A 12,794-nucleotide genomic window follows, 5' to 3' on the forward strand; every position below is an offset into this window, starting at 1 on the left:
TACTTTTAGAGCAAGGTCAAACGACATAGATCATGCGGGCGCTGGGATCGCGGCGCCGGGAGAAGAACGTGGAACCGCTTTTTGCCGCCTTGCTCGGTTACTTATCGGGCTCGATTCCCTTCGGCCTTTTGCTGACGCGCGCGGCTGGGCTTGGCGATGTGCGCAACATCGGCAGCGGCAATATCGGCGCGACCAACGTCCTGCGCACCGGCAACAAGGGGCTTGCCGCAGGCACACTGCTGCTCGACCTGCTCAAGGGCTTTGCGCCAGTGTTTGCTGCCGGGATGATCTGGGCGGGCGAAACGGGAGACGTGGCCAAGGCCTTCGCCGCAGGGGGCGCGGTTCTCGGTCACTGTTTCCCGATCTGGCTTAAGTTCAAGGGCGGTAAGGGTGTGGCCACCAATGCAGGCGTGAGTTTCGGCCTCGCTTGGGCGATAGGCGGAGCTTACGCGCTGATCTGGCTATCGATGCTGGCCATCTTCCGCATCTCCTCGCTCGCCGGGATGAGCGCTGTGGTCGCTGCGGCTGCCGCTGCGCCTTTGTTCGGATATCCGGAGTTTTTCCCTGTCCTGGCCGCGATTGCGGGTCTCATCATCTATCTCCACCGAGAAAACATCGGGCGGCTGATGAAGGGCGAAGAGCCCAAGATCGGTGGCAAGAAATGAAGGCGCGGATCATCTGATGGAAAAAACGGGGTCGCAGCCGCAACAGTCCAAGCCGAGGCTCAGCCAAACAGAAGCCTTCGCTCGCATCCGCCTGCTTCGTTCGCCCAATGTCGGGCCGGTCACCTATCGCCAGGTCCTCGCGCGCTTCGGGTCGGCTGAAGCGGCGCTAGAACAGCTGCCAAACGTGCAGCTTCGCGGCAACAAAACCTTCCGCCCCGCTGCTGCCGAACGGATCGACCGAGAAATCGAAAGTGTGCGAAAGGCGGGCGCGCAATACCTCTTCCATGACCAGCCCGACTACCCCGAGCTACTCGGCGAACTGGAAAGCGCGCCGCCGATACTGACCTGCAGGGGCCGGCTCGAACTGGCCTCGCAGCCCTGCGTCGCAATCGTCGGCGCGCGCAACGCGTCCGCTGCGGCGACACGCCTAGCGCGTGACTTCAGCCAGGCACTCGCGGACGCAGGGTTCACCGTTGTCAGTGGCCTCGCACGCGGCATCGACGGAGCGGCACATGATGGTGCTTTCCCGCGCACCATCGGCGTGATCGCAAGCGGGATCGACATCGCATATCCGCCGCAACACACCGACCTGCAGGAGCGGATCGCCGCTGACTGCCTGCTCATCGCCGAACAGCCGCCCGGTACCGAGCCGCGCGGTCGCCACTTCCCAAGCCGCAACCGCATCATCGCGGGCCTCGCTTCGGGAACCTTGGTGGTTGAGGCCGCGCCCAAATCCGGCACGCTCATCACCGCGCGGTTAGCGGGCGAAGCGGGCAGGGAGGTGATGGCGATCCCGGGCTCCCCGCTTGATACACGCTCGCACGGTTGCAACCAGCTGATCCGCGACGGGGCAGTGCTGGTGTCGTCTCCGGAAGAGGTCGCCGAGTTGTTGCAAACTTTCACCGGCGCGCCGCGCTCGACCTACCGCGTTGCAGAGGACATGACCCGTTTTGACTATGCCGAGCTCAGCAAGCTGCAATGGGGCGAGGGGCTGGCAGCGGGCGACGAGGGTGAGGCGATCACCCGTTTGCTCACAACCGCGCCCATTGGCGTCGACGAATTGATCCGTCAGTCAGGCGCAGACCCGGCGGCGGTGCACATGACGCTGCTTGAACTGGAGCTTGGCGGCGAGGTCGAGCGCGGCGATGGCGGAATGGTCCGCCTCACATGAAGTGTGACAACCGCCGGGCAAGGCTTGCCGTGCTTTGCATCCAAACCTACTTGACGCGGCCCAAATGCCGACCCCACTCTCGCGCGTACGTACACGTGTAAGGAAATTCGACCTCTCTCATGCAACTCGTCATTGTTGAATCGCCCGCCAAGGCGAAGACCATCGAGAAATATCTGGGCTCCGACTTCAAGGTGCTCGCAAGCTACGGTCACGTCCGCGACCTGCCGCCCAAGGATGGCAGCGTGCGTCCGGACGAAGACTTCGCCATGGATTGGGAGCTGTACCGCGACAAGCAGAGCCGCTTCAAAGAGATTGCCGATGCCGCCAAGGGCGCATCGCGTCTCGTGCTCGCGACCGACCCTGACCGCGAAGGCGAAGCAATCAGCTGGCACGTCCAGGAGCTTTTGAAGAAGCGCAAGGCGCTGCCGACCAAGGTGGACCGCGTCACCTTCAACTCGATCACCAAGTCAGCCGTCACAGAGGCGATGAAGTCTCCGCGCGAACTCGATCAGCCGCTGATCGATGCCTATCTAGGCCGCCGCGCGCTCGACTACCTATTCGGTTTCACGCTCTCCCCTGTCCTGTGGCGCAAGCTGCCCGGAGCAAAGTCGGCTGGCCGCGTGCAATCCGTGGCACTGCGCCTAATCGTCGACCGCGAGCGCGAGATCGAGGCATTCAAGCCCGACGAATACTGGTCAGTCCTCGCTCATCTTGAGCATGACGGGACGGCATTCGATGCGCGCCTTGTGCGCTACAAGGGAGAGAAGCTGGAGAAGCTCTCGCTTGGCGCCGAAGGCATCGCGATGGAAGCGAAAGCCGCCGTCGAAGGCGGGCGCTTCACGGTCGAGGACGTCGAGAAAAAGCCGCTCAAGCGCAATCCCGCGCCTCCGTTCACCACGTCGACCATGCAGCAGGAAGCCGCACGCAAGCTCGGCTTTTCCGCCAGCCACACCATGCGGCTTGCCCAGTCGCTCTACGAAGCGGGCGCGATCACCTATATGCGTACCGACGGGGTGCAGATGGACCCCGGCGCCATAAACGCCTGCCGCGAGGCAATCGGCGAGAAGTTCGACGCCGCCTACCTTCCCGAAAAGCCGCGCTTTTACAGCACGAAGGCCAAGAACGCTCAGGAAGCGCACGAGGCGATCCGCCCGACTAATTTCAGCCGCGACCGCGCAGGCGGCGGCGATGAGGCCAAGCTCTATTCGCTGATCTGGAAGCGCGCGATGGCGAGCCAGATGTCCACCGCACAGCTTGAGCGCACGACCGTCACTCTGCGCGACGCCACCGGCCAGCACGAATTGCGCGCCACCGGCCAGGTCGTCGTCTTCCCAGGCTATTTCGCGATCTATCAGGAAGGCCTCGACGATCAGGACGACGACGAGGACGGCATTCTGCCCGCTCTCAAGAATGGCGATGTGCCTGCCAAGACCGGTGTCGAGGCAACGCAGCACTTCACCCAGCCGCCGCCGCGCTTCTCCGAAGCATCGCTGGTCAAGCGCCTCGAAGAACTCGGCATTGGCCGCCCGTCGACCTATGCATCGACCATCCAGACCCTGCGCGACCGCAATTATGTGCGCATGGAAAAAAACCGCTTCTTCGCCGAGGAATCGGGTCGTCTGCTGACCGCCTTCCTCGAACGTTTCTTCCCGACCTATGTCGCCTACGACTTCACGGCGGGCATGGAGGACGAACTCGACACGGTTTCCGACGGGCGCGAAGATTACAAGGAACTGCTCGCCAAGTTCTGGCAGGACTTCAAGCCCAAGGCCGACGAGGTCATGGAGAAGATGCCTTCGGAAGTGACCGAAGTGCTCGACGAATACCTTTCCGACTATCTCTTCCCGCCGCGCGAGGACGGTAAGGATGCGCGCTATTGCCCGCTTTGTGATGCCGAGGGGCGCTCGGGCGGCAGGCTCGCGCTTCGCGGTGGCCGCAATGGCGCCTTTATCGCCTGCGCAAACTATCCCGAATGCAAGTTCACCCGCAGTTTCGGCCCTCCACGCGAGGACGGTGACGAGGCGGTGCAGGACGGCGTCATGGGTCAGCACCCGGAAACCGGGGCGGATATCCACCGCAAGTCGGGCCGCTTTGGTCCCTATGTCGAGATGGAAGTCGACGAGAAGAAGAAGCGCGCTTCGATCCCCAAGGATGTCGACGACTTTGACCTCGAATGGGCGATCAAGCTGCTTGAGCTGCCGCGCATCATCGGCGCTCACCCCGAGACCGGCAAGGAGATCGAGGCCGCAATCGGGCGCTATGGTCCCTATCTGCGCCACGATGGCAAGTACGCCAATCTCAAGACCACGCAGGACGTCTTCGACACCGGCATGAACGCCGCCGTCACGCTGCTCGCCGAAGCGGCCGAGCGCAAAGGGCGAGGGCGGGCCAAGGCCGAGCCGATCAAGACGCTGGGCGAACACCCCACCAGCGGCGGAGAGATCAAGGTCATGCCGGGCCGCTATGGCCCCTACGTGACCGACGGCACGACGAACGCCACGATCCCAAAGGACATCAAGCCCGAGGATATCGAGGCGGCCAAGGCCATCGAGCTGATCGATGCCCGCGCAGCCAAGGGGCCCGCCAAGAAGAAGGGCCGCAAGAAAGCCGCGCCGAAGAAGAAGGCAGCGCCGAAGAAAACGGCTGCGAAAAAGGCTCCAGCCAAGAAAAAGGCGGCAGCGAAAAGCGACAGCTGAATTCAAGGATTTGAACCGACGCGGGCAATGAAAGCATAATCGAAGCCCGCGTTGGTAAATCCTTTAACATTGCTGCCTATCACGGGTCCCTAGACCAGGGACCAATGCTGTGATCGAAATCGAAGTCCAGAACGAGACTCACCAGACTCAGGAACGCCTCCGCTTTGCTGCGGTGCCGCGGATCGGCGAAGGGCTGCGCCTGCGCGAACCCGACGGAATGTGGGCGAGCTACGATGTACTCGACGTATGGTATCAGAAGGCCGAATACGGCGACATCTGGATGCCATACCTGCATGTCTGCATGACTCCCGGCGAAGCCGTAGGCGGCGATGATGCCGACAACACTCAGGGGGCGTTCGACGAAGACGCTTCCCACGACCTGCAAGGCGAAGACGCATTCGCTTCGCTCGCACGGGAGGCAGAACCATTCAAAATCTGATCAAACGCACGACCGGCCCGCACAAGCAGCAGGCACGCGAAGAAGCCAAGGCGAAAGCCGAGGAAGCGCGCGGCACCAATGTTCCCGATGGCGAACCCATCGAGACGCCTGAAGACGTGAAGGAATTGGTCGATCCGCTGGGCGGCGCCCGTGAGGATAAAGAAAATCCGAACGACATTGATGCGGTCGTCCGCGCGGCCAAGGCGATGCGCGACGGCTCGGCTCCCCAACAGGCCCAGCGCGCTGCGCAAAAGGTCTGCCTGATCGTCGATGACAGCCGTGTCATTCGCAAGGTTTCAAGCAAGATCGCCAAGAGCCTCGGCTACGTCCCTGTCGAAGCGCAGGATGGTCTTGAAGCACTCGCTCGCTGCAAGAAATCGATGCCGCATGTGGTGCTGACCGATTGGGACATGCCCGAAATGGACGGACTGGAGTTCGTGAAGAACCTGCGCGCCATCCCAACACCCAAGGCTCCGGTGGTGATCTTCTGCACCTCGAAGAACAAGGCAGCCGACGTACACGCCGGCATCAAGGCTGGGGCGGACGACTACATCGTGAAGCCGTTCGACGAGGCAGGGCTCAAGGCGAAGCTGGAGAAACTGGAGCGGGGCTGATCCTAGGCGAATCACGCTTCATTCTCGATTTCTACTGCGCTAAGCGCTCCGCATGAGTTTTAGCCTCCTTGCCGCGGTCGGCGCGATTGCGCTTCCGCAAATCAACCCTGTCGACGTTTTGCGAGCGGCGGACGAACTGCCGATTGCGCGTCGCGATTCAGGCTTTTCGACCGAGGTGTTGCTGTTCGTCGACGACGAAGGCGGCGTGATTGAATGCACGCCTCAGCGCACCGAGGGATCGGCAATACTCGCACGCCAGCTGTGTCGCCTGCTGGAACGTGTCGAAGTGCTGCCAGCGACCGCAAAAGACGGCGCGCCTGTCCATGGCGTCACGTCGACAAAGGTCAATCTAGACCCCGGTAAAGATCAAGCCGGAGTAATTCGGGAAACGCCTGACATCGCGTTCGCCCTCCCGAGCACGGAGTTCTCGGGAATGGTCAATGCGCTTGTGGAGGTCGACGAGACAGGACGCGTCACCGGATGCGTAGGCGCCGCATCATTCGACAATCCGACACAACAGGACACCGCTCTGGTTTGCGATTTTCTAAGCTCGGTCCCGCTGGGCACAATGAACGGATCGGATCAGACCGCTGTACCTTATGTACGGATGATCAAGGTGCTTCTGAACCGCTAGAACGGGTTTGCGGTCATCGCACCCAGTCCAGCCCCATTTCCTCGAACACTTCCTTGTCCTCGGACCAATTCTCCAGCACCTTTACGTGCAGGAACAGATGGACTTTTACGCCGAGGATTTCCGCGAGTTCCTTGCGCGCCGCTTCGCCGATAGCCTTGATCTTCTGCCCGCCCTTGCCGAGCACAATGCCGCGCTGGGTTTCGCGGGCGACAATGATTTGCTGGTGGATTTCGAGGCTGCCATCGGGGCGCGTCTTGTACTGCTCGGGGCGGACCGCGCTGTCATAGGGCAGTTCTTCGTGAAGCTGCTGATAAAGCTGTTCGCGCGTGATTTCTGCGGCCAGCAGACGTTCCGAAGCGTCGGAAACCTGGTCTTCCGGATACATCCATACGCCTTCGGGCATCTGCTCTGCCAGAGCCTCTTTCATCTCGGCAACGCCGTCTCCGCTGAGTGCCGACACGAAGAAAATCTCTTCGAAGTCGATGCGCTGCGACATTTCCTGCGCGAGTTCGAGGAGCGGCTCTTTCTTCGCCTTATCGACCTTGTTGAGGACAAGGATCTTGCGTTCGGAACGTTGTTCGAGCGCCTCGAGCAGAGGCTCAAGCTCGTGCCGGCGTTGCTTGATCGGGTCGACGATCAGCAGAACAGCGTCCGCGCTCTCCGCGCCTTCCCAAGCCGCGCTGACCATCGCCCGGTCGAGGCGGCGCTTGGGCGCGAATATACCCGGCGTGTCGACGAGGATCATCTGCACCGAACCGTGTAAAGCGATCCCGAGCATCCGTGCGCGCGTCGTCTGCGCCTTGGCGCTGGTGATCGCGACCTTCTGGCCGACCAGTTGGTTCACCAATGTGGACTTGCCCGCGTTGGGCGCGCCGATAACGGCGACGACGCCGCAGCGGGTAGGGGTCTGCGTGTCGCTCACCCGTATTTCTCCAGGAATTCTGCGGCGGCGAGTTTTTCCGCCTCGTGTTTGCTAGTGGCGACGCCTTCAGCTTCGCCAACCTTGTGAATGCTGACGCGGACGGTGAAGCGCGCGGCGTGATCTGGGCCTGAGCGGTCGATCACATCATATTGAGGCATGGCACGGCGATTGCCGGCGGCCCATTCTTGCAATGCGCTCTTGGGATGCTTGGCCTTGCCGGCATCGCCCGCAAGCTCCGGCTCCCATAGCTCTAGGATAATCGCGCGCGTCGTATCGAAACCGTTGTCGAGAAAACTCGCGCCGATAATCGCTTCCATCACGTCGCCAAGGATGTTGTCGCTGTCCGAACCGCCATCCTCGCGCGCCTGTTTGCCGAGCCGGATGTGATCGGATAGTCCGATTGTCCGGGCGATGCGCGCACAGGTCGCTCCACTCACGAGCGCATTAAGGCGCTGCGAAAGCTGGCCTTCCTTGCTCCGATCGCTCGATCGAAAAAGCCAGCTTGCGACAGAGAGCCCGAGCACGCGATCGCCGAGAAATTCGAGGCGCTGATAATCGGCCTCCGGCTGACCGGTCGCGGTATGTGTGGAATTGAAGCTGCCATGGGTGAGCGCCTCGAGCCACATCGAGCCGTCCTTCACCTCAAAGCCAATCGTGCCGAGCCAGTCGCGGGTCTCGGGGGGAAGCGCGCTCACAGGGTACCGCCGATCCGGCTCCAGCGTGCGGAAGTAAACCACGTCCACGGTTTGATCCATTCGGCACTTCCATCGGTCGACCACATGATGATGCTCGCTTCTCCGACGAGGTTCTCTTGAGGGACGATGCCAACAGCGTCACCGGCGCGCGCTTCGAAACGGCTGTCACGTGAATTGTCACGGTTATCGCCGAGGACGAACATGTGCCCTTCGGGAATGATCTTGGGCGCGAAATCGTCAGCCGGTGTGGTTCCGAAATCGAGCACTTCGTAGCTGCGACCCCCAGGGAGCGTTTCGCGGAATCGGGTGTATCGGCACACGCTCTCGCCTTCGGCATTGGTGGCCTCTTCACCGCCCCAGGCGCAGCCAGTGTTGGGGGACAGGGGTATTTCGAAATCCGCCATTGGCTCGCGCAAGACCAGCTCGCCATTGAGCATGATCTGCCCATCGACCATCGCGACGGAATCGCCGGGCAGGGCTATGACTCGCTTGATGTAATCGGTTCGGTCGACCGGGTGCTTGAAAATCGCGACATCGCCGCGCTCGGGCTCGCTTGCGAAAACACGGCCAGGTATCAACTGCGCATTGAACGGCAGCGAGTTGCTGGAAAAGCCGTAAGGCCATTTTGCCGCGAGCAAATAGTCGCCGTTCATCAGCCGCGGAAGCATGCTTTCGGACGGGATCGAGAAAGGTGAGAAGATGAAGCTGCGGAAAATCAGCACCGCAAGCAGAAGCTTCAAAAGGAACAGGGCAAAACTCGCCGGTGTCTCCTTGCGTTCTTCTTGAGAAGAGCTGCTTTGAGATTGCATTGCGGCGCTGCCGTCAGATTGGGTCTTAACATCCATTACGGACCCCCTTACTCGCGAGGTTCTGTCCCGCCTAGGGGGTGTGTGCGAAGAAACGCAACCTAGAGTGCAAACGACTAGCGAAGGAATTCCTCTCGATGACTGATCAATCGCGTATCGCAGACGCTTGGGAGAGGCTATCGGCCTTGCCGACCGAAACGCTCGCGGGTTTATTCGATGCAGATGAGGACCGCGTTGCAAGGCTCAGCCAGCGGCTCGAATTCGACCTAGGGGAGTTGGGCGAGGTCGGCATACTGCTCGATTGGTCGAAGACCCATTTGAACGATGCGGCGCTCGACGCATTCGAGGAGCTTGCCAAGGCATCCCAATTCGGCGCGGCGCGCGATGCGCTGTTCGATGGCGGGATCGTCAACCCGACCGAAGGACGGCCCGCTACACACGGAGCCATGCGCGGCAGCGGTCGAGAAAGCGATGTAGAGGAAGCCGAGGCGCTGCTCGCGCGCATGGGCATGTTGGTCGAAGCGATCCATCAGGGCACGCTGGGTGAGATCAAGCACCTGATCCATATCGGCATCGGCGGATCCGCACTTGGCCCGGATCTGGCGGTCGACGCGTTGACCCGCGACCTCAAGCTTGTCGACGTCCATGTCGTCTCGAATATCGACGGTCTCGCGCTTGAACAGGCCTTCGCTGCATGCGACCCGGCGACGACCTTGATTGCAGTGGCATCGAAGACTTTCACCACAACCGAAACGATGACCAATGCCTCAAGCGCGCTCAAATGGCTTGCGGACAATGGTGTGAGCGATCCCAGCGGCCGTGTGGTCGCGCTGACCGCGAACCCGGAAAAGGCGGTGCAATGGGGTGTTGATGAAACGCGCATCCTGCCTTTCCCCGAAAGCGTGGGCGGGCGCTATTCGCTGTGGTCGAGCATCGGCTTCCCTGTCGCGCTTGCCGTGGGGATGGACGATTTCAGTGCCATGCTGGCCGGTGCGCAGGCCATGGACGCGCACTTTCGTGAGAGCGAGGGCAGGGCCAATGGCCCTCTTCTCGCAGCTTTTGGAGACCTGTATTATACGCGCGTTCGCGGATGTCAGACGCGTGCAGTCTTTGCCTATGACGAGAGGCTGGCTCTGTTCCCGGACTATCTACAGCAGCTGGAGATGGAATCGAACGGAAAGAGCGTCACTGCCGATGGCAAGCCTGTGAACGGTCCAACCGCACCGATCACATGGGGCGGTGTGGGGACCGATGCGCAGCACGCGGTTTTCCAGCTTCTGCATCAGGGCACGCACCTTGTACCCGTCGATTTCATCGCTTCAATTGCTCCGGGCGATGAGCTCGACCCGGCGCATCACTCGAGCCTGCTGATGAACTGCCTCGCGCAAGGGGCAGCGCTGATGGCTGGCAAGACCTCGGACGATCCCGCGCGCAACTATCCCGGCGACCGGCCGAGTGCGATGTTCCTTGTGGATGATCTCGATGCAGCGACTCTGGGCGCGCTCATCGCGTTTCACGAACACCGAACCTTTGCGAATGCGGTGCTGATGGGCATCAATCCGTTCGACCAGTTCGGGGTTGAACTCGGCAAGGCGATGGCGAAAGCAATCGACAGCGGCGAGGGCGAATTCGATGCGAGCACCAAGGCGCTCATGCAGGCTGCAGGGCTCGGCGGATAGCGTTTCGTCGGCGCGGATCGGGCTTCAAGCCTTGTTCAGGTTGGAGCTTCTATTGCTGAACATACCGAGAGGCGGAGCGCCGAGTGTGGCTCCGCTACATCACGCCTGTCACCCGCGCGTCACAAATGACCAAGGCCTTGGCATGATTAAGCCGATTCACGACGCTATAAATCAAGCGATGGATCGAAAATTTGCAAGTATGCCTGCGCGCAGCACACTTATTACGCTGCAGCGCAGCATCCGAGTCATATTTGCACTTTCATAAATTCTGCGTATTTTCGCAGCCGCGTCGCAACCCCTTTCCCCTTAACCAAAGGTCCACTTCATGAACCGTCTCCTCGCGCTGTCCGCAGCAACCGCTGCCCTTACACTCACACCTGCAGCGCTCGCGAAGACCGACGGCGATGAAACCGGTGCGCAGGTCGCTGCAACAGCGACCGGTGAAGCAACTCCCGTACGTTTGAAAGAATGGACGGGCGATTGGGAACTGATGAAGACGTCGCGCCGGATGCGCGTGTGGCGCTCGCACCTCGCATATAAGCTGACCGTCGATGCGGCCGGCGAAGTGACGGGATGCGAGATCACCGAACAGTTTCGTATGCGCCGGGTTAGCGACAGGCTTTGCGATGTTCTGAGCGCGCATCACATGTTCGAACCGGCTCATGATGCCTCGGGCACCCCGGTCGAGGGCAGCTACGTTTCGCGTATTTCGTACATGGACGTGCGCGACCGTCTCGAAGCTGACTGAGCGTTCCGAAAACACTATTCTTTTGACATTTGACCGGTGCGCCCCCATCTGGCGCGCCAAGACGAGGCGCGATTGTGCCAGCGTGAAGCGGCGGCTCTGAAACTACCCGCCCCGGCAGCGCCTCGAACAAACTTCTTACAGCTTCCCAATTCACGCGGGTGGTTATCAACCCCGCGCTCCCGCATGCCCGTTTGGCGTGCGCGTCGCATATTATTGCGAGTCACAATGACCCAGTTTTCCGATCTCGGGCTTTCGCAGCCCGTTCTCCAGGCTCTTGACCTCAAGGGCTATTCCACTCCCACTCCCATTCAGGAGCAGGCCATTCCGCCTGTTCTCGAAGGGCGCGACCTGCTCGGCATCGCGCAGACCGGCACCGGCAAGACGGCCGCTTTCATGCTTCCGAGCATTGATCGCCTGCGCGAAGCCGATAACCGCATCCCGTTCAAGTCGTGCCGCATGCTGGTGCTTGCGCCCACACGCGAGCTCGTCTCGCAGATCGCCGCAAGCGCCAAGGATTATGGCGCGCTTGCCGGTCTCAAGGTTCAGTCGATTGTCGGCGGGACCAGCGTCAACAAGGATCGCAACAAGCTGCATCGCGGGACCGATATCCTGATCGCGACGCCGGGTCGTTTGCTCGATCTGATCGACCAGAAGGCGTTTAACCTCGGCTCAGTCGAGGTGCTCGTTCTCGACGAGGCTGACCAGATGCTTGATCTGGGCTTCGTCCATGCGCTGCGCCGCATCAGCCAGCTGGTGCCCAAAGAACGGCAGACGCTGTTCTTCAGCGCGACCATGCCAAAGGCGATCAAGGAACTCGTCAGCGGCTATTGCAACAACCCGGTGCAGGTCTCCGTCACGCCCGAAAGCACGACCGCTGAGCGGATCGACCAGTACCTTTTCATGGTACAACAGGACGAGAAGCAATCGCTGCTCGAATTGATTTTGTCAGGCCGTCATAAGGTGCCTGGCGAGTTTGAGCGTATTCTGATCTTCACCCGTACCAAGCACGGCGCCGACCGCGTCGTGAAGAAGCTGAGCCGCGCCGGTATCCCGGCCAACGCGATTCACGGCAACAAGTCGCAGCCTCAGCGCCAACGCGCTCTGGACGAGTTTCGCCGGGGCAAGACGATGATCCTCGTCGCGACCGATGTTGCGGCGCGCGGGATCGACATTCCCGGCGTCAGTCACGTTCTCAATTACGAGCTGCCCAACGTGCCGGAACAATATGTGCACCGCATCGGCCGCACCGCGCGTGCAGGTAAGGACGGGGTCGCGATCGCGTTCTGCGCCGAAGACGAGCGCGCGTATCTCAAGGATATTCGCAAGACGACTGGCGCAGAACTCGACCGGCTCAACCTGCCGGAAAACTTCCGCGCCGTGGTCGAGGGGGTCGGCCCGACCAAGCCTGCTCCTCGCGGCGCGACACGTGTTTCAGCAAAGAAGATCAAGCCGAAGCCCGCTGGCGCATCGGCAGGAAAGCCTGCGGGTGACGGTTCTTCCAAGCCCAAGAAGCCAGGCGGCAAGCACCCATCGCGCAAAGGTCGGCCCTCGGGTCGCCCGGGCGGAGGCAATCCCAACGGCAATTCGCGTCGCAGCGGTGGCCCGGGTCGTCGTGGTCGTCGCGGTAAGGGCGGTTCACCGGGCGGTGGCGGCGGACATGCGCGTTCTGCAAATGGCTAAGCCTGTCGATTGTCGCGAAAAATCGACAATCACGCCTGCTAACCT

At 61.3% G+C, this 12,794-nt stretch carries 12 protein-coding genes; 9 read left to right on the forward strand and 3 right to left on the reverse strand.

Annotation, left to right across the window (positions count from 1 at the left end):
- The first annotated feature begins 32 nt into the window (after positions 1 to 32).
- The 6 genes from plsY (at position 33) to NAP1_RS03895 (ending at position 6,219) form a co-directional block, all read left to right on the forward strand.
- Positions 33 to 665, forward strand: a complete 633-nt coding sequence (gene plsY / locus NAP1_RS03870; protein ID WP_007163927.1) for a glycerol-3-phosphate 1-O-acyltransferase PlsY — start codon at positions 33 to 35, stop codon at positions 663 to 665.
- A gap of 16 nt (positions 666 to 681) precedes the next feature.
- Entirely contained in the window at positions 682 to 1,836 is a 1,155-nt protein-coding gene (gene dprA / locus NAP1_RS03875) for a DNA-processing protein DprA (protein ID WP_007163928.1), read from the forward strand.
- 119 nt (positions 1,837 to 1,955) lie between these two features.
- Positions 1,956 to 4,532: a type I DNA topoisomerase gene (gene topA / locus NAP1_RS03880; protein ID WP_007163929.1), complete on the forward strand. Its 2,577-nt coding sequence runs from the start codon at positions 1,956 to 1,958 to the stop codon at positions 4,530 to 4,532.
- A 109-nt stretch (positions 4,533 to 4,641) separates the two neighbouring features.
- Positions 4,642 to 4,971, forward strand: a complete 330-nt coding sequence (locus tag NAP1_RS03885; protein WP_007163930.1) for a hypothetical protein — start codon at positions 4,642 to 4,644, stop codon at positions 4,969 to 4,971.
- Positions 4,972 to 5,087: 116 nt separating this feature from the next.
- Entirely contained in the window at positions 5,088 to 5,585 is a 498-nt protein-coding gene (locus NAP1_RS03890; protein ID WP_007163931.1) for a PleD family two-component system response regulator, read from the forward strand.
- Positions 5,586 to 5,637: 52 nt separating this feature from the next.
- Positions 5,638 to 6,219 carry a hypothetical protein gene (locus tag NAP1_RS03895; RefSeq protein WP_007163932.1) on the forward strand — a complete coding sequence of 194 codons (582 nt, stop codon included), beginning with the start codon at positions 5,638 to 5,640 and terminating at the stop codon, positions 6,217 to 6,219.
- A gap of 13 nt (positions 6,220 to 6,232) precedes the next feature.
- Here NAP1_RS03895 and era read toward each other — a convergent pair whose 3' ends face one another.
- The 3 genes from era to lepB are packed head-to-tail and all read right to left on the reverse strand — an operon-like array spanning position 6,233 to position 8,681.
- Positions 6,233 to 7,141 carry a GTPase Era gene (era, locus tag NAP1_RS03900; protein WP_007163933.1) on the reverse strand — a complete coding sequence of 303 codons (909 nt, stop codon included), beginning with the start codon at positions 7,139 to 7,141 and terminating at the stop codon, positions 6,233 to 6,235.
- Positions 7,138 to 7,896, reverse strand: coding sequence for a ribonuclease III (rnc, locus tag NAP1_RS03905; protein WP_156777189.1), 759 nt, complete (start codon positions 7,894 to 7,896; stop codon positions 7,138 to 7,140). The genes era and rnc overlap by 4 nt, the downstream gene beginning before the upstream one ends.
- Positions 7,833 to 8,681: a signal peptidase I gene (gene lepB, locus NAP1_RS03910; protein ID WP_007163935.1), complete on the reverse strand. Its 849-nt coding sequence runs from the start codon at positions 8,679 to 8,681 to the stop codon at positions 7,833 to 7,835. Before lepB ends, rnc begins: the two co-directional genes overlap by 64 nt.
- A 98-nt stretch (positions 8,682 to 8,779) precedes the next feature.
- On the opposite strand from lepB, the gene pgi reads away from it, so the two are divergent.
- From pgi to NAP1_RS03925, 3 genes are all read left to right on the forward strand, one after another.
- On the forward strand, positions 8,780 to 10,321 hold the full coding sequence (gene pgi, locus NAP1_RS03915; protein ID WP_007163936.1) for a glucose-6-phosphate isomerase: 1,542 nt from the start codon (positions 8,780 to 8,782) through the stop codon (positions 10,319 to 10,321).
- Positions 10,322 to 10,646: 325 nt separating this feature from the next.
- Positions 10,647 to 11,069 carry a hypothetical protein gene (locus NAP1_RS03920; protein ID WP_007163937.1) on the forward strand — a complete coding sequence of 141 codons (423 nt, stop codon included), beginning with the start codon at positions 10,647 to 10,649 and terminating at the stop codon, positions 11,067 to 11,069.
- Between the two features lie 225 nt (positions 11,070 to 11,294).
- Positions 11,295 to 12,749 (forward strand): DEAD/DEAH box helicase, encoded by a 1,455-nt coding sequence (locus NAP1_RS03925; protein WP_007163938.1) that lies wholly within the window; start codon positions 11,295 to 11,297, stop codon positions 12,747 to 12,749.
- Positions 12,750 to 12,794 lie beyond the last annotated feature (45 nt).

The organism is Erythrobacter sp. NAP1, assembly GCF_000152865.1.
Lineage (GTDB): Bacteria > Pseudomonadota > Alphaproteobacteria > Sphingomonadales > Sphingomonadaceae > Erythrobacter.

Excerpts from the sequence above, each read along its gene's own strand:
- plsY (WP_007163927.1), top strand. The coding sequence starts at position 33 with ATGCGGGCGCTGGGATCGCGGCGCCGGGAGAAGAACGTGGAACCGCTT.
- dprA (WP_007163928.1), top strand. The coding sequence starts at position 682 with ATGGAAAAAACGGGGTCGCAGCCGCAACAGTCCAAGCCGAGGCTCAGC.
- topA (WP_007163929.1), top strand. The coding sequence starts at position 1,956 with ATGCAACTCGTCATTGTTGAATCGCCCGCCAAGGCGAAGACCATCGAG.
- NAP1_RS03895 (WP_007163932.1), top strand. The coding sequence starts at position 5,638 with ATGAGTTTTAGCCTCCTTGCCGCGGTCGGCGCGATTGCGCTTCCGCAA.
- rnc (WP_156777189.1), bottom strand. The coding sequence starts at position 7,896 with ATGGATCAAACCGTGGACGTGGTTTACTTCCGCACGCTGGAGCCGGAT.
- lepB (WP_007163935.1), bottom strand. The coding sequence starts at position 8,681 with ATGGATGTTAAGACCCAATCTGACGGCAGCGCCGCAATGCAATCTCAA.
- pgi (WP_007163936.1), top strand. The coding sequence starts at position 8,780 with ATGACTGATCAATCGCGTATCGCAGACGCTTGGGAGAGGCTATCGGCC.
- NAP1_RS03920 (WP_007163937.1), top strand. The coding sequence starts at position 10,647 with ATGAACCGTCTCCTCGCGCTGTCCGCAGCAACCGCTGCCCTTACACTC.
- NAP1_RS03925 (WP_007163938.1), top strand. The coding sequence starts at position 11,295 with ATGACCCAGTTTTCCGATCTCGGGCTTTCGCAGCCCGTTCTCCAGGCT.